Source organism: Streptomyces sp. NPDC043896 (assembly GCF_056435605.1).
Window position 1 is genome coordinate 13,267 of sequence record NZ_JBWKEE010000034.1, and the last position, 19,956, is coordinate 33,222.

General features: G+C 74.2%; 20 protein-coding genes. 6 read left to right on the forward strand and 14 right to left on the reverse strand.

The genetic code is table 11. From position 1 onward, the window contains the following. Positions 1-107: 107 nt before the first annotated feature. The gene (locus tag AC069X_RS34295) at positions 108-959 is read right to left on the reverse strand and encodes an alpha/beta fold hydrolase (protein WP_478734932.1); all 852 of its coding nucleotides are present in this window, start codon (positions 957-959) and stop codon (positions 108-110) included. Between the two features lie 379 nt (positions 960-1,338). On the opposite strand from AC069X_RS34295, the gene AC069X_RS34300 reads away from it, so the two are divergent. After that, a complete protein-coding gene (locus tag AC069X_RS34300) occupies positions 1,339-2,091 on the forward strand; it encodes a GntR family transcriptional regulator (protein WP_478734934.1) in 753 nt (250 codons plus the stop codon). Positions 2,092-2,217: 126 nt separating this feature from the next. Here AC069X_RS34300 and AC069X_RS34305 read toward each other — a convergent pair whose 3' ends face one another. From AC069X_RS34305 to AC069X_RS34315, 3 genes are all read right to left on the reverse strand, one after another. Continuing rightward, entirely contained in the window at positions 2,218-3,372 is a 1,155-nt protein-coding gene (locus tag AC069X_RS34305) for an ROK family transcriptional regulator (RefSeq protein WP_478734936.1), read from the reverse strand. Between the two features lie 100 nt (positions 3,373-3,472). Beyond that, complete coding sequence (locus AC069X_RS34310; RefSeq protein ID WP_478734938.1) at positions 3,473-4,123, reverse strand: response regulator transcription factor; 651 nt, start codon at positions 4,121-4,123, stop codon at positions 3,473-3,475. A 4-nt stretch (positions 4,124-4,127) separates the two neighbouring features. Then, positions 4,128-5,303 carry a sensor histidine kinase gene (locus tag AC069X_RS34315; RefSeq protein ID WP_478734940.1) on the reverse strand — a complete coding sequence of 392 codons (1,176 nt, stop codon included), beginning with the start codon at positions 5,301-5,303 and terminating at the stop codon, positions 4,128-4,130. A 108-nt stretch (positions 5,304-5,411) separates the two neighbouring features. Between AC069X_RS34315 and AC069X_RS34320 the strand changes: the two genes are divergently transcribed. The 3 genes from AC069X_RS34320 to AC069X_RS34330 are packed head-to-tail and all read left to right on the forward strand — an operon-like array spanning position 5,412 to position 7,574. Next, a complete protein-coding gene (locus AC069X_RS34320) occupies positions 5,412-6,326 on the forward strand; it encodes an ATP-binding cassette domain-containing protein (RefSeq protein ID WP_478734942.1) in 915 nt (304 codons plus the stop codon). A 5-nt stretch (positions 6,327-6,331) separates the two neighbouring features. Then, a complete protein-coding gene (locus tag AC069X_RS34325) occupies positions 6,332-7,096 on the forward strand; it encodes an ABC transporter permease (RefSeq protein ID WP_478734944.1) in 765 nt (254 codons plus the stop codon). 40 nt (positions 7,097-7,136) lie between these two features. After that, complete coding sequence (locus tag AC069X_RS34330; protein WP_478734946.1) at positions 7,137-7,574, forward strand: hypothetical protein; 438 nt, start codon at positions 7,137-7,139, stop codon at positions 7,572-7,574. A 14-nt stretch (positions 7,575-7,588) separates the two neighbouring features. Here AC069X_RS34330 and mug read toward each other — a convergent pair whose 3' ends face one another. The 5 genes from mug to AC069X_RS34355 all read right to left on the reverse strand — a co-directional run bounded on the left by mug (position 7,589) and on the right by AC069X_RS34355 (position 12,814). After that, the gene (mug, locus tag AC069X_RS34335) at positions 7,589-8,137 is read right to left on the reverse strand and encodes a G/U mismatch-specific DNA glycosylase (protein WP_478735029.1); all 549 of its coding nucleotides are present in this window, start codon (positions 8,135-8,137) and stop codon (positions 7,589-7,591) included. After that, positions 8,134-9,567: an adenylosuccinate lyase gene (purB, locus tag AC069X_RS34340; RefSeq protein ID WP_478734948.1), complete on the reverse strand. Its 1,434-nt coding sequence runs from the start codon at positions 9,565-9,567 to the stop codon at positions 8,134-8,136. Before purB ends, mug begins: the two co-directional genes overlap by 4 nt. Positions 9,568-9,638: 71 nt before the next feature. After that, the gene (locus AC069X_RS34345; RefSeq protein WP_478734950.1) at positions 9,639-10,421 is read right to left on the reverse strand and encodes an SGNH/GDSL hydrolase family protein; all 783 of its coding nucleotides are present in this window, start codon (positions 10,419-10,421) and stop codon (positions 9,639-9,641) included. A 36-nt stretch (positions 10,422-10,457) separates the two neighbouring features. Continuing rightward, on the reverse strand, positions 10,458-11,477 hold the full coding sequence (locus AC069X_RS34350) for a hemolysin family protein (protein WP_478734952.1): 1,020 nt from the start codon (positions 11,475-11,477) through the stop codon (positions 10,458-10,460). Beyond that, positions 11,474-12,814: a hemolysin family protein gene (locus AC069X_RS34355; RefSeq protein WP_478734954.1), complete on the reverse strand. Its 1,341-nt coding sequence runs from the start codon at positions 12,812-12,814 to the stop codon at positions 11,474-11,476. The genes AC069X_RS34350 and AC069X_RS34355 overlap by 4 nt, the downstream gene beginning before the upstream one ends. A 213-nt stretch (positions 12,815-13,027) precedes the next feature. Between AC069X_RS34355 and AC069X_RS34360 the strand changes: the two genes are divergently transcribed. After that, complete coding sequence (locus AC069X_RS34360; RefSeq protein WP_478734956.1) at positions 13,028-13,453, forward strand: GNAT family N-acetyltransferase; 426 nt, start codon at positions 13,028-13,030, stop codon at positions 13,451-13,453. A gap of 79 nt (positions 13,454-13,532) precedes the next feature. Here the strand turns inward: AC069X_RS34360 and AC069X_RS34365 are convergent, their stop codons facing one another. Both AC069X_RS34365 and AC069X_RS34370 read right to left on the reverse strand, forming a co-directional pair. Then, positions 13,533-14,951 (reverse strand): serine/threonine-protein kinase, encoded by a 1,419-nt coding sequence (locus AC069X_RS34365; protein ID WP_478734958.1) that lies wholly within the window; start codon positions 14,949-14,951, stop codon positions 13,533-13,535. A gap of 136 nt (positions 14,952-15,087) precedes the next feature. Continuing rightward, positions 15,088-15,747, reverse strand: a complete 660-nt coding sequence (locus AC069X_RS34370) for a class I SAM-dependent methyltransferase (RefSeq protein WP_478734960.1) — start codon at positions 15,745-15,747, stop codon at positions 15,088-15,090. Positions 15,748-15,921: 174 nt separating this feature from the next. On the opposite strand from AC069X_RS34370, the gene AC069X_RS34375 reads away from it, so the two are divergent. After that, positions 15,922-16,572 carry a hypothetical protein gene (locus AC069X_RS34375; RefSeq protein ID WP_478734961.1) on the forward strand — a complete coding sequence of 217 codons (651 nt, stop codon included), beginning with the start codon at positions 15,922-15,924 and terminating at the stop codon, positions 16,570-16,572. A 21-nt stretch (positions 16,573-16,593) separates the two neighbouring features. On the opposite strand, the gene bioD is transcribed toward AC069X_RS34375, so the two are convergent. Genes bioD through bioB form a run of 3 tightly spaced genes read right to left on the reverse strand, consistent with a single transcriptional unit; the run spans position 16,594 to position 19,904 of the window. After that, complete coding sequence (gene bioD / locus AC069X_RS34380) at positions 16,594-17,310, reverse strand: dethiobiotin synthase (protein ID WP_478734963.1); 717 nt, start codon at positions 17,308-17,310, stop codon at positions 16,594-16,596. A 1-nt stretch (position 17,311) separates the two neighbouring features. After that, a complete protein-coding gene (locus AC069X_RS34385; RefSeq protein WP_478734965.1) occupies positions 17,312-18,646 on the reverse strand; it encodes an adenosylmethionine--8-amino-7-oxononanoate transaminase in 1,335 nt (444 codons plus the stop codon). Beyond that, entirely contained in the window at positions 18,639-19,904 is a 1,266-nt protein-coding gene (gene bioB / locus AC069X_RS34390; protein WP_478734967.1) for a biotin synthase BioB, read from the reverse strand. Before bioB ends, AC069X_RS34385 begins: the two co-directional genes overlap by 8 nt. Between the last annotated feature and the right edge of the window lie 52 nt (positions 19,905-19,956).

Consider the following 19,956-nt stretch of genomic DNA (forward strand, 5'->3'; position numbering starts at 1 on the left):
TGGGCGCGTCTCCAGGGGCCGGCGGGGGCGGGCCGGACCAGTGTGCCTTCGCACACGGGACCGACCGCGTCGCCCACGCGAACCGTGGGTGAACACCCGTCAGCCGGTCATGACCGGTGCGCGGCCGCCTCCGTGGCCGTGTCCACGATGACGCGCGCCACCAGTGCCGGGTCGTCGTTCATCGGCACGTGGCCGCAGCCCGGGAGCCGGACCAGCCGGGCCCCGGGGACGGTGTGCTTGGCGCGGACGCCCTGGCGGCGGAGCAGCAGCCGGTCGCGGGTGCCCCAGGCGATGGTGACGGGGATCCCGGGGACGTCGTGCGTGAACCGTACGGAGCCGCCCGCGGCCAGGGTCTGCTCGAAGCCGGCGGCCTCGCGCAGGGCGAGGGTCTCGGCGACCACCGCCTCCGGGGCGCGGTGGGCGGGGCGGGCGTAGATGGTGCCGGTGAGGGCGGCGCGGCCGGGGCCGCTGCGCGACAGCCGCTCCACCGCCGGGAGGGGCAGGGCCCGGGCGCCGAGGCGCATCGCGCGCAGGGTGGTGAAGGCGTAGCGCCGCTCGGGCTCCGACCAGAACCCGGCGGGGGAGAGGGCGGTGACCGAGCGGGCGAGGCCGGTGCGGCCCATGTCGAGGGCGAGCAGTCCGCCGAGGGAGTTGCCCGCGACGTGCGGACGCTCGACGCCGAGGGTGGCGCAGAGCGCTCCGAGGGCGGGGGTGATGGTGCCGAGGTCGTACGGGACGCCGTCGGGCAGAGGGCCGGAGGCGCCGAACCCGGGCAGGTCGACGGCGATGACGTCGTGGCCGGCGGCCAGGACGTCGGTCACCGGGTGCCAGGCCTGGAGGTGGTGGCCGATGCCGTGCAGCAGGAGAAGCGGTTCGCCGGCGCCCTTGCGCTCGTAGGCGACGGTGGCGGTGCGGGGGCCCAGCGGCGAATCGATCGTGAAGGAGACCGTGGCGGTCATGCTGCTCCTCGTCGGGTGGACGCGTGCGAGACAGGCCGTCAGTAACGACTGGGTCCATCATTACCGCCGAGTAGTGTCCGGCTACAAGACCTCGCCGGATCCGCGCCGGGTTCGTGTGAAGGACGCGCGAAGTACGCGCGAAGTCCTCGCGGCCGGGAGATCGTCGAGCGAGAACATCCTGTGAACGGCTTGCTACATATGCCCGATCTGCCCGGCGAAGCGGCCAGGATTGGTCTTGACCAAGGGGGTGCGCCGTCCTATCGTCGCGGATAGTGCAGGAACCTTTAATAAACAAGGGCGCGGAACTGCGGCGCGCAGACGCCGCTGGAACACGGCGATGCCGGACACGGTGACAGCGGCGAACGCAGGAGGAGTCAGGGTGGGGACGACGCAGCTCGAATCGGTGCCGGAGCCGAAGTACTGGCACCTGAAGACCGTGCTCAGCGACGCGCTGGACCAGGACTTCGCGGTCGGCGAGGTCCTGCCGAACGAGCGCGAGCTCGCCGCCCGCTTCGGAGTCGCCCGCGCGACCCTGCGGCAGGCCCTGGAGCAGCTCGAACTCGAAGGCCGCCTCCAGCGCCGCCGCGGCGTCGGCACCACCGTCGCCCCGCCGCGCGTGGGCGTCGCCGTCGGCAGCGCGCAGCACGGCTGGCCCTGCGAGGGCACCGACGGCTGGGAGGCCGCGGACGCCGTCGACACCGTTCCCGCCGCCGCCGTCCAGGCGCTCCTCGGGACCGCCGCCGACCAGGCCGTGCACACCGTGCGCCGGACCCGCGTCACGCAGGGCCAGGCCGTCGCCGCCGAGCTGCTGTACGTGCCCGCCGCCTCCGTGCCCGGGCTCTCCGCCATCGACGCCCCGACCGGCCCGGCCCGGGCGCGCGCCGTCCTGCGGGAGCTCCAGCGGCTCGCCCTGGAGGGGCAGGACCGCTCGGTCGAGCTGGGCTCCGCCCGGGCCGACGACGCCAAGGAGCTGGACCGGCTGCCCGGCGCGCCCGTGCTCCTGGTGACCACCCGCTACTTCACCGCCGCGGGCACCGCCGCCGTCTCCGTGGCCACGTACCGCGCCGACACCTGCCGCCTGACCTTCGGCGACTCCGGCGTGGAGATCACCGAGACCCGCGCGGCCTCCTGACCCCGCCGCACCCACGGACCCCGGGCGCCCCAAGGGCCCCGGGGTTTCCCGTTGCGCCGGGGCGGGCGCGTCTTCTTGCCGGACGGGCCCGGGGTGCGCGGGATGCCGGGGGAGCGCCTGCCGGGATCAGCGGCGGGCGGTGACCGTCTTCTCCACCGCGAACAGCTCTTCCTCGACGTGGTCCAGGGCGAGGCGCAGGGCGCCCGTCGCCACGGCGGCCTCGCCGAGCATGGACTGGGCCACCCGGGGCGGGCGCAGGCAGTACCGCGCCAGCTCGCGGCGCAGCGGCTCCAGGACCCCGTCCAGGCCGGCCGCCCAGCCGCCCACGACCACCAGCTCCGGGTCCATCGCCAGCACCAGCGCCGCCACGTCGTGCACCAGCCGCTGGAGGAACCGGTCCACCGCGGCCACCGCGTGCTCGTCGCCCCGCTTGGCCATCGCGAACACCTCGGCGACCGCGGGCTCGTCCAGGGGGTGCAGCGGTTCCCCCGTCGTCGACAGCAGCCGCTCCGGGGTGGCCTCCCGGCCCAGCAGGTGCAGCGCGCCGATCTCGCCCGCCGCGCCGCCGAAGCCGCGGTGCAGGCGGCCGCCGATCAGCGAACCCGCGCCCGGGCTGAGCCCGGCCATCACGAACACCATGTCGCCGGTGTCGCGCGCCGCGCCCTTCCAGTGCTCGGCGACCGCCGCCGCGTTGGCGTCGTTCTCCACCTGGACCGGGCAGCGGAACGAACGCCGCAGCCGCTCGCCGAGCGGCAGTCCCGTCCAGCCGGGCAGGGCCGTTCCGAGGCGGACCGTCCCGTCGGCCTCGACGATGCCGGGGCTGCCGACACCGACCGCCCGCAGGGAGTCACGGGGGATCCCGGCCCGGCGCAGCAGATCGGCGACCGCCGCCCTGACCCGCTCCAGGCGCTCGTCGGCCGAAGCCGTCTCCGAGACGTCCTTGGTGCCGGCTCCGATGACCCGGCCGTCGAGCCCGGACAGCAGCACCGCGATCCGGTGCGCTCCGATCTCGATCCCCAGCAGGTGTCCAGCCTCGGCGCGGAAGCGGAACCTCCTCGCCGGACGGCCCTGGCGGCGTGCGCCTTCCTCGGCGACCGCCTCGACCACCAGGCCGGTACCGATCAGCCCCTCGACGACCCCCTCGACGGTCGGCCGGGAGAGCCCGGTCACCCGGGTGAGGTCGGTGAGGGTCGGCGATCCGGCGGCCCGCAGTGCGCGCAGCACCACGGCCGAATTGATGCGCCGGAGCAGAGAGGGATCCCCGCCGGTCAGCTGCCCCAACGTGTGTCCTCCCAGCTAACGACCCTGTCAGCCGGATCGTACTGCGCCCCCGCCGCGGCGGCGAGAAGCGGCCCCCCGCCAGCCGGAAACGGTCCCTGCCTCAGGCCGGCGAGACGAATCCGGACTCGTACGCCGTGATCACCGCCTGGGTCCGGTCGCGCGCCCCCAGCTTGCCCAGGACCGCGCTGACGTGAGACTTCACGGTCTCCGTGCCGACGATCAGCTCACGGGCGATCTCCACGTTCGTCAGCCCCCTCGCCATGAGCCGCAGCACGGCCTCCTCGCGCTCCGTCAGCGCGGCCCGCGCCAGGACCGCACGCGCCTCCCGGTTCCCGTACTCGGCGGCGAGGGCCCGGACGGCGGCCGGGAAGAGCAGGGTCTCGCCCTCCGCCACGAGCCGCACCGCGTGCACGATCTCCGAGGGGCGGGCCCGCTTCAGCAGGAAGCCGTCGGCTCCGGCGCGCAGCGCCTGGTAGACGTACTCGTCGTTCTCGAAGGTCGTCACCACCAGGATCTTCGGCGGGGAGTCCACCGACCGCAGGACCGCCCGCGTCGCCTCGATCCCGTCCAGTAGCGGCATCCGTACGTCCATCGCCACCACGTCGGGCCGCAACCGCCGCACGAGCGGGATGACGGACGCTCCGTCAGCGGCCTCACCCACCACCTCGATGTCGGGCTGGGCCTCCAGGACGGCGCGCAGACCCGCGCGCACCAGGGGCTCGTCGTCGACGAGCAGTACGGTAACCGGCATCCGGTCAGGGTATTCGCTCCAGCGGAAGCCTCGCGCGCACCCGCCAACCCCCCTCGTGCGGGCCGGATTCCGCCTCGCCGCCGAGCAGCGCGGCCCGCTCCCGGATGCCCCGCAGCCCGCTCCCGCCGCCCGTCGTGACGGCCGGGCGCACCGGCAGAGGGTTCGTCACCTCCAGGTCCAGCCGGCCCCCGCCCATGTCGATCCGCACCCGGACCGGCACCGGACCGCAGTGCCGCAGCACGTTGGTGAGCGCCTCCTGCAGGATCCGGTAGCCCTCGCGGGTGACCGGGCCGGGCAACTTCTCCAGGGGGCCTGTCATCCGGGCGTCCACCGCCGCCCCCGAGGCACGGGCCGACTCCAGCAGCCGGTCCGCCTCCACCAGCGTCGGCCGCTGGGACGGGGGCGTGGCGGACTCCCGCAGCACCAGCAGGACCCGTTCCAGATCCTCCAGCGCGGCCCGGCCCGTCTCCTCGATCGCGCCCAGCGCCCGGTCGGTGAACTCCGGATCCCCGGCGGCCCGCGCGGCCCCGGCCTGGACCACCGCCACCGTCAGGGCGTGCCCGATGGAGTCGTGGAGCTCGCGTGCGATACGGGTCCGCTCCAGCAGCTGCTCGGTACGCGCCTCCAGCGCCGTCAGCCGCTCGGCGGCGGAAGGCCCCAGCAGCCGCCGGGCGATCGCGGTGATCATCTCGCCGAGCAGGACCACCACGGCGACCAGCAGCACGAGGGGCAGGGGAGCGAGCAGGGCGGCGGCCCAGCGCGCGGGGACGAACGGCACGGCGGGGTCGTCGGTCAGGGGATGCCCCGCCGCGACCGCGACGAGTTCCACGGCCGCCACGGGAAGCCACACGGAGGCGAACATGGCGGCCCCGGACACGACGAGCCGTATCTCCAGCCACAGCACGGTCCGCCACCGGTCCGCCCACCGCGCCGACGGGGCGGCGCTGATGCCGCTCTCGTCGCTGTCCCGGTGCTGGGGAGTGAGCAGGAACCGGGCCTGGAGCCCCTCGGCCAGCCGCACCCACGGCACGAACCCGAACGGTATGACGATCAGCAGCGGCATCCACGGCCAGCGCGGGTTGATGAACATCCAGATGGCGAGCAGCAGCAGCGGGACGCACAAGTGCAGCCAGCGCGAGTACGTCACCGGCCTGAGCGGGGCACGGAGAAGTCGGATCATGCACCCATCGTGGCAGGGGGAGGGGACGGGCCGTCTCCCCCACGTGGGGGAGACGGCACCCTCGCGTGGGGGAGGGACGGGCCCGGGCGCGACGGCGAATCTTGAGCCATGAACCGCATCGAGATCCGCGAACTGACCAAGGACCACGGCACCCACCGGGTCGTGGACCACCTCACCTTCGACGTCCTGCCGGGCAGGGTCACCGGATTCCTGGGGCCCAACGGAGCCGGCAAGTCCACCACCATGCGCCTGATCCTGGGCCTGGACCGGCCGACCGCGGGTACGGCCACCATCGCGGGCAGCCGCTTCACCGACCTGCGCAGCCCGCTGCGCGAGGTGGGCGCGCTGCTCGACCCCCAGGCGGCCCACCCCGGACGCAGGGCACGCGACCACCTCCTCGCCCTCGCCGTGAGCAACGGCATCCCGGCCGCCCGGGTCGACGCGGTGCTGGAGCAGGCCGGCATAGCGGCGGTCGCCCGCCGCCGGATCGGCACCTTCTCGCTCGGCATGCGCCAGCGCCTGGGCATAGCGGCCGCCCTGCTCGGAGACCCGGGAGTCCTGCTGCTGGACGAGCCGACCAACGGCCTCGACCCGGAAGGCATCATCTGGATCCGTGAGCTGATGCGCGGCCTTGCCGCAGAAGGGCGCACAGTCTTCGTCTCCAGCCACCTGATGGCCGAGTCCGCCGCGTTCGTCGACCACCTCGTCGTACTCGGACAGGGCCGGCTGCTCGCCGACACCCCGCTACAGGAGTTCATCGACGCCCGCAGTACGCCCAGGGTGCGGCTGCGGACCTCCGACCCGGACCGGCTGGAGGCGGTCCTGGCCCGCGAGGGCCTGCGCATGGACGCCGCCGAGGAAGGGCGCTGGACCGTCGACGGCATACAGGCCGAGCGGGTCGGGGCCCTCGCTGCCCGTGAGGGCATCGCCGTACTGGAACTCTCCGACGAGCGGGCCTCACTGGAGCAGGCCTACCTCGACCTCACCGCCGACCGCACCCCCTTCACCGCCACCGCCGCCTGAAACCGATGGGAGCCACTGCCGTGACCGCCGCCCTGCCCACCGTCCCCGTCCTGCACTCGGAATGGATCAAGATACGGTCCGCCCGCGCCGTCCTCGGATCGCTGATTGCCGTCTTCGCGGCCACCGCCGGCATCACGGCGCTCACCGCCGCCGCGATAGGCACCTCGGAGCCCGGAGCCCTCGGGGAGGACCGCTTGCTCGGAGCCTTCTTCGGAATCAACTTCGGTCAGATAGCGGCCATCGCCTTCGGCGCGACCGCCTTCGCCGGCGAGTTCCGGGCCGGCGCCCTGCGGGTCTCGCTCACCGCCGTGCCCAACAGGTCCCGGCTCTACCTGTCCAAGGCCGCCGCCGTGGCCGGACTCACCTTCCTGGTCGGGCAGATCACCGGCCTCGTCACCTTCCTGGCCGGGCAGGCCCTCATGGGGGAGTACGCCCTGTCCCTCGGCGACCCCGGGACGCTGCGCGCCGTCTTCGGCAGCGGGGTCTACCTGACGCTGATCGCCCTGCTGTCCGCCGGCCTGACCGCCCTGGTACGCAGCGGCACCCTCGTGATGAGCCTGCTCATACCCTTCCTGCTGATCGTGCCCTTCGTGGTCGGCCAGGTCGCCGGCGGGGCCATGCAGTTCATGCCCGACCGGGCGGGCCAGATGGTGATGCGGGCCCACGCGGAGGGGTCGCTCGGCCCCTGGAGCGGGCTCGGGGTGGCCGGGCTGTGGGCCCTCGCGGCCCTGGCCGCGGGCTGGTTGGCCGTACGGCGCCGCGACGCGTGACGCCCGGCCAGTTGTCAGTGCTCACCGGGATACTGACGACATGACCACGGCAGAGCATCTCGACACGATCGACCGGCTCAGGGCGCAGGACTTCCCGTCCGAGCCGGCCGTGTCCGGCGAACGGAGCACCGGCCCGGGATACCACCTCGTCCAGCTCAGCCGGACCCGGGACTTCCACGACGACGACGGTTCGGGCCGGAAGGAGGCGGCCGAGCAGATCAGCGCCGAGTACGGGGCGCTCACCCTGGCCCTGACCGACCGGTGGGGGCAGCCGCAGGTCTTCGCCGTGGGATCCATGCGCGACCAGGGGTTCGGCGGGCAGGACATACCGGAGCCGTGGAAGGAGCTGTGCGGCACCACCGACCACGTGCACCTGTGGCGGGCCGGCGACCGGTGGCTGGTGGTCTGCGTGGCGCAGTGGGACGAGGAACTCCCCTTCATGCTGATGGCAGGGGTGACTGTGGTCGACCCCCCGTAGCCCGGGGGGAAGACTCAGGGGCCGTCGGTGGACCGCGCGGCCACGCGCAGGCGGGCGTACTCCTCGGCCATGGACTCGGCGGTCCAGTGGGCGTTCAGGCCGCTGGGGTTGGGCAGGGCCCAGATGCGGGTGGCGCCGATGGTGCGGTCCTGGGGGCCGATCAGGGCACGCCGCTCCCCGAAGGCCGTGCGGTAGGCGGTGACGCCGACCACGGCGAGCCACTGGGGGCGCAGCCGTTCCACCTTCGCGGTCAGGATCCTGCCGCCCTCGCGGAACTCCTCGGCGCTCAGCTCGTCGGCGCGGGCGGTGGCCCGGGCGACGACGTTGGTGATGCCCAGGCGGTAGGAGAGCAGCTCCTCCTGCTCCTCGGGCGCGAGCCGGCGGGGGGTGAAACCCGACAGGTGCAGGACCGGCCAGAAACGATTGCCGGGGCGGGCGAAGTGGTAGCCCGTCGCGGCGGAGAGGAGACCCGGATTGATCCCGCAGAAGAGTACGCGCAGACCGCCCGCGACCACGTCCGGGACGACGCGGCCGCGGGCTGCTTCGAGCTCTTCGGGGGTCAGAGGATCGACCCAGGAGCGTAACCGGCGGCCTCCGGGTGCTCCTTGGCGATGGCCTCGATGCGGGAGACCACGGTGGCGACCTGGTCGCCCGCCGCGCCCGTGAAGGAGAGCTTGTCGGCCATCAGGGCGTCCAGCTGCGCACGGTCCAGCGGCATCCGCTCGTCGGCCGCCAGCTTGTCCAGCAGCTCGTTGCGCTCGGCGCCCTGCTCGCGCATGGCCAGCGCGGAGGCGACGGCGTGCTCCTTGATGACCTCGTGCGCGGCCTCGCGGCCCACACCGGCCCGCACCGCACCCATCAGCACCTTGGTGGTGGCGAGGAACGGCAGGTAGCGGTCCAGCTCGCGGGCGACGACGGCCGGGAAGGCGCCGAACTCGTCGAGGACCGTCAGGAAGGTCTCCAGGAGGCCGTCGAAGGCGAAGAACGCGTCGGGCAGGGCCACCCGGCGGACCACGGAGCAGGAGACGTCGCCCTCGTTCCACTGGTCGCCGGCGAGCTCGGCCGTCATCGAGGCGTAGCCGCGCAGGATGACCATCAGGCCGTTCACGCGCTCGCAGGAGCGGGTGTTCATCTTGTGCGGCATCGCGGAGGAGCCGACCTGGCCGGGCTTGAAGCCCTCGGTGACCAGCTCGTGGCCGGCCATCAGGCGGATCGTCTTCGCGATGGAGGAGGGCGCGGCGGCCAGCTGCACCAGGGCGGTGACCACGTCGTAGTCCAGCGAGCGCGGGTAGACCTGGCCGACCGAGGTGAAGGCCTGGGCGAAGCCGAGGTGGGCGGCGATCCGCTGCTCCAGGTCGGCCAGCTTGGCGGCGTCGCCGCCCAGCAGGTCGAGCATGTCCTGGGCGGTGCCGACCGGGCCCTTGATCCCGCGCAGCGGGTAGCGGTCGAGGAGGTTGCCGAGGCGGTCGTAGGCGACCAGCAGCTCGTCGGCGGCGGTCGCGAAGCGCTTGCCCAGGGTGGTGGCCTGCGCGGCCACGTTGTGGGAGCGGCCGGCCATGACCAGCTCGGCGTGCTCGCCGGCGAGCTTGCCGAGGCGGGCCAGGACGGCCACCGTGCGGTCGCGGACCAGCTCGAGGGAGAGCCGGATCTGCAGCTGCTCGACGTTCTCGGTCAGGTCGCGGGAGGTCATGCCCTTGTGCACGTGCTCGTGGCCGGCGAGGGCGTTGAACTCCTCGATCCGGGCCTTCACGTCGTGCCGGGTGACCTTCTCGCGCTCGGCGATGGAGGCGAGGTCGACCGTCTCCAGGACACGCTCGTAGTCGGCGAGGGCGGCGTCGGGGACCTCGATGCCGAGGTCCTTCTGGGCGCGCAGCACGGCGAGCCACAGCCGCCGCTCCAGCGTGACCTTGTACTCGGGGGACCACAGGACGGCGAGCTCCGCGGAGGCGTAGCGGCCGGCCAGGACATTGGGGATGCGGGGCTTGGCAGTCACGTGTAGGGATTCTACTTGGGCCGCGGCTGTGTGTTTACGCAGGTAGGGGCGGCCCTCGGAATTGTGGGTTGCTACGAGAGCGGCGGGGTGCCGTACGGCAGCAGCTCCGGCCGCTTGGCGGGGCGGCCGTCCCCCGAGGAGCGGCCCGTCAGCCGCCGCCCGATCCACGGGAGCAGGTGCCGCCGGGCGAAGCGCAGGTCCTCGGCGCGGCGCAGGGGCCAGCCCGGGGGCGCCGCAGGCGGCAGCGGGGCCCGCCAGTCGTCCTCGGCGGGCAGTCCCAGAGTCTGCCAGACGGCCTCGGCCACGCGGCGGTGCCCCTCGGGGGTCAGGTGCAGCCGGTCGACGTCCCACAGGCGCGGGTCGCCGAGCACCGGGGCCCCGTACAGGTCCACCAGCAGCGCCCCGTGCCGGGCGGCGAGCTCTTCGAGGATGCCGAAGAGCTCCTCCATGCGCGGGCGGAAGCGCTCCATCACCGGGCCGTCGCGGCCGGGCGAGCGCATCAGCACCAGGTGCTTGCAGGACGGCGCCAGGATGTCCACGGCGGCTTCCAGGTGAGCCCGGACCCGCCCCATGTCCACCTTGGGGCGCAGCGTGTCGTTGAGCCCGCCCACCAGGGCCACCACGTCGGCGCCCATCGCGGCGGCGGCCGGCGCCTGGTCCTCGGCGATCTGCCCGATCAGCTTTCCGCGCACCGCCAGGTTCGCGTAGCGGAAGCCCGGCTCGCGCGCGGCGAGCCGGGCGGCCAGCAGGTCGGCCCAGCCCCGGTAGGAGCCGTCCGGCAGCAGGTCGGACATCCCCTCGGTGAAGGAGTCGCCGACCGCGACGAAACTGGTGTACGAGGCATTCATCTCCATGGCGGAGCGATGCTACCGCGCGGTAGGCACCCCGTCCTAGGTGGACGCGGGCCGGCCGAACAGCTCGCGCAGCACGTCCTCCATCGTCACCAGCCCCGCCAGGGCCCCGTCCGCGCCCAGGACCGCCGCCAGGTGCGTACGGCTGCGCCGCATGGCGGTCAGCACGTCGTCCAGCGGGGTCTCGGCACGCACCTGGGCGATCGGGCGCAGCGCGGCCGCCGGGAAGGGCTCGTCCCGCTCCAGTACGTCCAAGGCGTCCTTGACGTGCAGGTACCCCTGGATCCGCTGCCGGGCGTCGACCACGGGGAAACGGGAGTACCCCGACTCGGCGGACAGCGCCTCCAGGGCGGCGGCGGTGATCCCCTGCCGGGCCGTGACGACCCGGTGGACGGGCATCACCACGTCCGCGACGGGCCGGCGCCCCAGTTCGAGGGCGTCGTGCAGCCGCTCGCTCGCCCGGTCGTCGATGAGCCCCGCGTCACTGGAGTCCTTGACCATCCGGGCCAGCTCGTCGTCCGAGAACGTCGCCGCGACCTCGTCCTTCACCTCCACCCGCAGCAGCCGCAGCAGGGCGTTGGCGAAGGCGTTCACCGCGAAGATCACCGGCTTCAGTCCCCGCGTCAGGGCCACCAGCGGCGGCCCCAGCGCCAGCGCGGTGCGCACCGGCTCGGCCAGCGCCACGTTCTTCGGCACCATCTCGCCGAACAGCATGTGCAGGTACGTGGCCAGCGCCAGCGCCACCACGAAGGAGATCCCGTGCGTCACCCCGGAGGGCACCCCGACCGCGTCGAGCAGCGGGCTCAGCAGGTGCGCGATGGCCGGTTCGGCCACCACGCCCAGCACCAGAGTGCACAGGGTGATGCCCAGCTGGGCCGCCGCCATCAGGGCCGACACGTGCTCCAGGCCCCACAGCACCGCGCGGGCCCGCCGGTCGCCCTGCTCGGCGTACGGCTCGATCTGGCTGCGCCGGACCGAGATCAGCGCGAACTCCGCGCCGACGAAGAAGGCGTTGACGAGCAGCGTCGCCAGGCCGATCAGCAGCTGGATCGCGGTCATCGGGTCTCCTCCGCGGTCTCGTCGCCGACGGGCTCGGCCGGCTCGTGCAGGAGTACGCGGGCGGCCCTGCGCCCGCTGGCGTCGACCACGTCCAGCCGCCAGCCGTCCAGCTCCAGGCGGTCGCCGACCGCCGGGATCCGGCCCAGCTCGGTCGCTATCAGCCCGGCCAGGGTCTCGTACGGACCCTCGGGCACCCGCAGCCCGATCCGCCGCAGCTGGTCGGTGCGCGCCGCGCCGTCGGCCGAGTACAGGGCGCGCCCCGACTCGTCCGTGCCGGCCGGGGCCAGGTCGGGGGTCTCGTGCGGGTCGTGCTCGTCGCGGACCTCGCCGACGACCTCCTCGACGATGTCCTCAAGGGTGGCCACTCCGGCCGTGCCGCCGTACTCGTCGATCACCACGGCCATCGTCTGCTTGCCGGACAGCCGGTCCAGCAGCCGGTCCACGGTCAGCGACTCCGGTACGAGGAGCGGCTCGCGCAGCAGCTGCGACACCGGATGGCGGTGCCGCTCCCCGGCGGGCAGGGCCAGGACGTCCTTGATGTGGACGATGCCGACGACGGTGTCGAGGCTGCCCCGGTAGACGGGAAAGCGCGACAGGCCGGTGGCCATGGTGGCGTTGGCCACGTCCTCGGCGGTGGTCTGCACGTCGAGCGCCGTGACCTGCACGCGCGGGGTCATCACGTTCTCCGCGATCAGGTCGGCCAGGTTCAGCGTCCGCACGAACAGCTCGGCGGTGTCCTTCTCCAGCGCGCCCGCCTTCGCGGAGTGCCGGGCCAGGGCCACCAGCTCCTGCGGGCTGCGGGCGGAGGCCAGCTCCTCGGCGGGCTCCAGGCCCAGGCGCCGCACCATGTGGTTGGCGGTGGTGTTCAAATGGCTGATCAGGGGCTTGAAGGACCGGGAGAAGACCCGCTGCATGGTCGCCACGCGTTTGGCGATGGCCAGCGGCGAGGAGATCGCCCAGTTCTTCGGGACCAGTTCGCCGATCACCATCAGGACCACCGTCGACAGGACGGTGCCGAGGACCAGGGCGGTGGAGGACGCGGCGCCGGCCGACAGCCCCACGTCCTCGAAGGGGCCCGTGAGCAGGGCGGCGATCGAGGGCTTGGAGATCATGCCGATGACCAGGCCGGTCACGGTGATGCCGAGCTGGGCGCCGGAGAGCTGGAAGGTGAGACTGCGGACCGCGGCCAGGGCGCTGTCGGCTCCGCGCTCGCCCCGCTCGACGGCCCGTTCGAGCTCGCTGCGCTCGACGGTGGTCAGCGAGAACTCGGCCGCCACGAACACCCCGCAGGCAAGACAGAGCAGCAGCGCCACGACGAGCAGGAGTACCTCGGTCATCGGTCGTTCACCTCCGTCCCATGATCGGTCAGGAGGAGGGGGGCCGCGCGGTGTCGCGCGCCGGGATGTCGGGGACCGGGAGGCTCGCCCATGGGCGGACGCTCACACCTTTCGTACGTGCTCGGGAGGAAACAGTTGATCACATGGTAAAGGAAAGGCAAAGGCGATGGCTCATCCTTTTGGGCGAGTGAGCGCGGATGATGGGATCCCGGGATGAACGATCTCCACATCGCCCCGGCCTCGGCCGCCGACCTGTCCACCGTGCTGGACTTCTGGAAGGGCGCCGCCAAGGGCGCCAGCATCAGCGACGACCTCGCCGGGGTCGAGCGGCTGTACGCCCGGGACCCCGAGGCCCTGCTGCTCGCCCGGCGCGACGGCGCGCTCGTCGGCACCGTGATCGCGGGCTTCGACGGCTGGCGCTGCCACCTGTACCGGCTCGCCGTACACCCGGACCACCGCCGGCAGGGCATCGGCTCCGCACTGCTCGCCGCCGCCGAGGAGCGGTTCGCGGCACTGGGCGGGCGGCGCGCCGACGCGATGGTGCTCGACGGCAACGAGGACGCGCACGGGGCCTGGCGGGCGGCCGGCTACGGCCCCGAGGACATCTGGAGCCGCTGGGTGAAGCCGCTCACGGCCTGACCCGGCGGACGGCCGCCGCTCCCGGGCGACTTCCCCGAGCCCGGGGCGGCCCCGGCCGATGCCCCTGCCCGGCGGGCCGTCACCGGTCGCACAGGGACGTGAGGGCCCGCTCCTCCTCCGAGAGGACCGAGTCCTCTCCGTTCTCCCCGGCGTGCTTCGCGCAGGCGGAAGCCTGGAGGGCGAGTTCGTCAGCCCGGGCCCGGGCGGCCTCGGCGCCGCGCATCACGATCGTCCCCTCGACCTGGTGCCGCAGGTGCGACGGCAGGTAGCGCAGCTCGATTTCGGGGCGGTCGGTCTCCACCTCCGACAGCGGGAAGGGGCCCAGCTTCTGGCTGAGGCCCCGGTACACGGCGACGTGGCCGTCGTTCACGCCGACGTAGTACTGCGTCCGCGTCCAGAGGTGACCGCCGTACAGGGCGCCGCCGATCAGGACGGCCGCCGCGGCGAGGAGCGCCGCACGGCGCAGGCCCCTCCGTGGCGAAGGGGCCGGGGGAGTCGCCCGCCGGGCCGCGCCCCCCGCGAGGATCCGGGCCCCCGGCGTCCCGGCGCCCCCCGAAGCGGCCCGGGCCGGCGCCGGGCGCGGCGTGGGCCGCGCGGCGGAGGGACGGTTCAGGAAGGCAAGCGCTCCCGCCGGAGGGGCCTCTGACGCCGGTGCGGGTCGGGGTACCGGCCGTGGCCTCGGCGGACCCAGCAGTTCCAGTGCCCCGGACACCGTCAGGCGCGCGTCCTGGTCCTTCTTCATGAGCCCCTCGATCAGCGGTGCCAGCCGCCCCGCGTGCCGCAGCGGCGGGGCCTCGTCGTGCGCGACCGCGTACTGCGAACCGACCGGGGTCTCCCGGAGGAACGGCGACACGCCCTCGACGGCCTCGTACAGGGTCGTCCCCAGGGAGAACAGGTCGCCGGCCGCACCGCCCTTCGCGCCACGGGCCCGCTCGGGCGAGAGGTACGCCATCGACCCGATGATCACACCGGTCCCGGTCAGTCCGTCATCGGACTCGTTGAGGGCGATCCCGAAGTCGGCGAGCAGGATCCGGCCGTCCCCGGTCAGCATCACGTTGGCCGGCTTGACGTCGCGGTGGACGATGCCCTCCTTGTGCGCCGCGTCCAGCGCCTTCAGCAGCGCCGAGGCCACCTCCGCGACCTCCTCCACCGGCAACGGGCCCTCCGCCCGCAGCCGTTCCTGCAACGTCGCGCCGCTCACCAGCTCCATCACGATCCACGGCACCCGGCCCACCAGGGCCACGTCGTGGACCGTGACGATGTTGGGGTGGTGCCGCAGCCGGGCGGCGCTGCGGGCCTCCCGCAGGGCGCGTTCCAGACGGTCCGACGACTCCGCCGCCGACAGGCCCGGCGGCAGGAGCAGTTCCTTGACGGCCACGGGCGTGTCGAGCTGTTGGTCGTGTGCCTTCCAGACGCGTCCCATGCCGCCGGACCCGAGGGTCCGGACGAGCCGGTAACGGCGGTTGACCAGTTGTCCGGGCTGCGCCTCGTGTGCCACGCTCCCCCTCCGCTCCACCTCAGACACGGCTGCGGGCCACCGCGGACGGCGCGGCCCCGGCTCGATTGTGGTGCCTGCCGGCCGCCTCTGACTGCCGGTCCGCCGGAAGGGGTACGGGATTCGGCCCGGACACCCCCTAGTCGTCGAGGCGGCGGGCCGAGCCGAGTACGCAGTACGAGGTGGGCAGCGCCGGGCCGCGCTCGGGCAGGCGGAAGGAGCGGTGCGAGGCGATCCGGAAGCCGGCCGCCTCCAGTGCCGCGAGCGGGTCACGGGCGGTGTGGCAGCCGCCGAACAGCCGGGGCCACACCGTCCGGTCGAGCGCCCGCTGCACGGCGGCCATCCCCGGGCCGGGGGCGAGCCCGTGCTCCAGGAACCGGAGTTCGGCGCCCGGGCGGAGCACCCGGTGCAGTTCGGAGAGGGCGCGCGGCAGGTTGCGTACGGTGCACAGCACCAGCGAGGCGACCGCCGCGTCGAAGGCCTCGCTCTTGACCGGGAGCGCCTCGGCGACACCCGGTACGAGGTCCACCGGTACCTCGGCGCGCAGCGCGGCCGCCGCGGCGAGCCGGCGCAGGGTGCGCTCGGGCTCGATGGCCACGACCTCGGAGACGGCGGACGGGTAGTGGGCGAAGTTCAGGCCGTTGCCCGCGCCGATCTCGATGACCCGGCCGGACAGGCCCTCCAGGAGTTCGCGGCGCAGGGCCCCGATCCCGGCACGGGTCTCGGCGGCGGTGCTGGCGCGGGCGTAGAACCGGGCGAAGTACGGGTGGTGCACCGGATCGGGGGCATGGCTGCGCATGGCGGGCCTCCGGGCGCGGATCGGCGGCGGACGGACGACACGGCTGCGCGTGCCCTTCGGGGCTGTTCCCCACCGGGGGTCGTCCCGAAACCGGACCCGCCCGTGCGGCGGAGGCCATAATCGGCACTCCGGCCACCGCACTCGGGGGCGGTGCACACAGGAGGGTGGACGACCTTGACTTCCCGTACGGTCCCCGTCAGGGGCGCGGCCTGCGCGCTGCTCACCGTCGCGGCGTTCCTGACGGCCGGCTGCGGGTCCGATCCCGCTCCGGCCCCCCGGGCCGGGGCGCCCGCCGCCGACCCGAACGCCGCCGACCCGAACGCCGCCTTCGTGGCGGAGGTGGCCGCGCGGTGTGCCGGAGCCCCCGCCTCCCCGACCGCCACAGCCCCCGGCACCCGTACCGGGGCGGACGCGGCCCCGCCGGATCCGGAGTCGCGCAAGTACGCGGAGAACCACGCGTACCGGCAGCGGACCGAGCTGAGCCCCGAAGCCCGCTGCCGCGGGGAGGCCCACGCGGCCCGCATCGGCGCCAAGCTGGCCGCCGCCCCCGCGGGGAACGCCGCCGAACTGACCGCCCTGCTGCGCGGCCTCGGCTACCCCGTGGCGAGCGGGGACGTGTACGAGGGCGGCGGCTCCGCCGGACCGGGCTTCGCGCTGATGCTGCCCGGCACCGGCCCCTGCGTCTCGGGCCGGGCCGCGGCACCCGCCGCCGTGGCACCCGCCCCCTCGGCCCCCACAGCCGCGGCCCCCGCACCCCCCGCCCGCGTCGAGGCGCACGGGGTGTACGTGGAGGGCGGCTGCAAGGAGCCGGCGGGAGGCCACTGACCCCCCCGCCGCCGCGTCACGTCAGGCGGGCCACTCCGCGAGGAAGGACTCCGCCGACCAGGTGCCGCCCAGCGCGGCCCCCAGCCATCCCGGCGCGGCCGCGCGGAAGGCGGCCGGATCCAGCCCGCCGGCACCCTCCGGTACGGCCCCCAGCAGCGGCAGTCCGGACTTCGGCAGGTCGGCGAGGTTGCACCGCGAGGCCAGGTCGGGTGCGGCGGGCCAGCTCCCGACGACCACGCCGAGCGCGCTGAGGGACCGGGCCGCCAGCGCCTCCGCCGTGAGGCCGGTGCTGTTCAGCGTCCCGAGCCCCGCCGGGGCCACCACCAGCACCGGCGCCGCCATCAGCCGGGCCGCGTCCGCCAGGGTGTGGCCGTCCTCGTCGAACCGGACGAGCAGCCCGCCCGCGCCCTCCACCAGCACGAGGTCGTGCTCGGCGGCCAGTCGCGCGGCCGCCTCCGCGATCCCGGCCGGGGTGAGCGTCGGCAGCCCGGAGCGCCGCGCGGCGGTGTCCGGGGCCAGGGGCTCGGGGTAGCGGGCCAGTTCCAGCGGGGTCACGGCCGGGCCGGCGAGGCGTACGACCTCGGCGGCGTCCCCGGGTTCGTCCGGGCCGACGCCGGTCTGCGCGGGCTTGAGCACGGCCACCGAGCGGCCCGCGGTCAGGGCGGCCGCCGCGAGGGCCGCGGTGACCACGGTCTTCCCGATCTCCGTGCCGGTACCGGACACGACGATGACGGACATCTCAGCCTTCCTGCGCCGCTGCGACGGCCGCACGGCAGATCCGGGCCACGTCGGCGTCGCCGGTGACGAAGGGGGGCATGGTGTAGATCAGGTCGCGGAACGGGCGCAGCCAGACGCCTTCCCGGACCGCCGCCCGGGTGGCCGCCCACACGTCGACCGGGTGGTCGAGCTGGATGACGCCGATGGCGCCGAGCACCCGTACGTCCTTGACCCCGGGCACGGCCGAGGCCCGTGCGAGGCCTTCGCGCAGTCCGGCCTCGATCCGCTTGACCTCGCCCGCCCAGTCCTGGCCGAGCAGCAGGTCGACGGAGGCGAGGGCCACCGCCGTGGCGAGCGGGTTGCCCATGAAGGTGGGCCCGTGCGCCAGGACCGGCACCTCGCCCTGCGAGATCCCGTCGGCGACCCGCTCGGTGCACAGGGTGGCGGCGAGCGTGAGGTAGCCGCCGGTCAGGGACTTGCCCAGGCACAGCACGTCGGGGGTGATGCCCGCGTGGTCGGCGGCGAAGAGCGCGCCGGTGCGGCCGAAGCCCGTGGCGATCTCGTCCAGGATCAGCAGCACCCCGTACTCGTCGCACAGTTCGCGCAGCACCCGCAGGTAGCCCGGGTGGTGGAAGCGCATGCCGCCCGCGCCCTGGACGACCGGCTCGACGATGACCGCGGCCAGCTCGTCGGCGTGGGCGGCGACCAGCGCGCGCAGGTGGGCCGTGTACTCCGGGTCGACGGGGGTGTCGAAGTCCCCGGGCGGGGCGTCGGCGAAGACCTGCCGGGGCAGGTGGCCCTGCCACAGCTCGTGCATGCCGCCGTCGGGGTCGCAGACGGCCATGGGCTGCCAGGTGTCGCCGTGGTAGCCGCCGCGCCAGGTCAGCAGCCGGGTCTTGCCGGTGCGGCCCAGCGAACGCCAGTACTGGAGGCACATCTTGACGGCGACCTCGACGGACACCGAGCCCGAGTCGCAGAGGAAGACGTGCTCCAGGCCGGCGGGGGTGATCTCCACCAGGCGGGCGGCCAGCCGGACGGCGGGCTCGTGGGTGAGCCCGCCGAACATCACGTGCGACATCCGGCCCAGCTGCGAGGTCGCGGCCTCGTTCAGCACCGGGTGGTTGTAGCCGTGGATCGCCGACCACCAGGAGGACATCCCGTCGACCAGCTCCTCCCGCCCCTGGGCGGGGGAGGCGAGCCGCAGCCGGACCCCCGAGGCGGAGGAGACCACGAGGGCCTCCTGCCGCCCGGGCATGGGGCCGTACGGGTGCCAGACGTGCTGCCGGTCGAGGGCGAGCAGCCCCGCCGTGTCCGACGCGGGGTCGAGCGGGTCGTGCAGGGGGAACCGGTCACGCATTGGGGGCGATGTCCGTCCCCGCGCCGCGGCGGCGCACCGCCACCAGGTCCGGGCGCACCTCGCCCGGTTCGGCCTGCGCGGGCGCGGCCTGGGCCGGCGCCGCGGCCGCGGCGGGGACCGCCTCGGCGTGGCCGGAGCAGCCGCCGCAGGCCGAGCCGCAGCCGGGGGCCTCCGCGTCGGCGGCCGGTCCGCAGCCGCCGGAGCCCGCCGAGGATCCGCACACTCCGCCCGCGTGGGCGGCGGCCGCGGCGTCGGCGCGGTGCGCGGGAAGGGTCGTCGTACCGGCCCCCTCCACCTCGAAGCCGGCGTCCGCGATCATGTCGAGGTCGGCCTGGCCGGCCTGGCCCTCACTGGTGAGGTAGTCGCCGAGGAAGATGGAGTTGGCGATGTGCAGCGCGAGCGGCTGCATCGAGCGCAGGTGCACCTCGCGGCCGCCGGCGATGCGGACCTCGACGTCGGGGCAGACGAAGCGCACCATCGCGAGGATCCGCAGGCAGCGCTGTGGGGTCAGGTTCCACTCCTTGGCGAGGGGGGTGCCCTCGAACGGGATCAGGAAGTTCACCGGGACGGAGTCCGAGTCCAGCTCGCGCAGCGAGTAGACGACGTCGACCAGGTCCTCGTCGCTCTCGCCCATGCCGGCGATCAGGCCGGAGCAGGCGGACAGGCCCGCCGCGTGCGCCTTCTGCACCGTGTCGACGCGGTCCGCGTAGGTGTGCGTCTTGGTGATCTGGCCGTAGGTGGCCTCGGACGTGTTCAGGTTGTGGTTGTAGGCATCCGCACCCGCCTCGCGGAGCTTCTCGGCCTGGCCCTCGGCGAGCAGGCCCAGACAGGCGCAGACCTCGACGCCCTCGTTCTGCTCCTTGATGGCGGCGATCGTCTCGCCGACGCGGGCCACGTCACGGTCGGTCGGACCGCGTCCGCTGGCCACGAGGCAGACCCGCTTGGCGCCGCCGGCGACACCGGCGGCGGCCGCCTTGGAGGCCTCGTCGGGCTTCAGCCACGTGTACTTGAGGATCCCGGCCTTCGACCCCAGGCGCTGGGAGCAGTACGAGCAGTCCTCGGGGCAGAGCCCCGACTTCAGGTTGACCAGGTAGTTCAGCTTGACGCGGCGCCCGAACCACTGGCGGCGCACCTTGCCGGCGGCGGCCACCACGTCGAGCAGTTCGTCGTCGGAGGTCGCCAGCACGGCGAGCGCCTCTTCGCGGGTCGGCAGCTCGCGCCGCAGTCCCTTTTCCACCAGGGTGTTCAGCAGGTCCATGCGCCCGATCCTGTCCCACGCGACCACTCCCGGCCAAGGAGAGATCGGACAA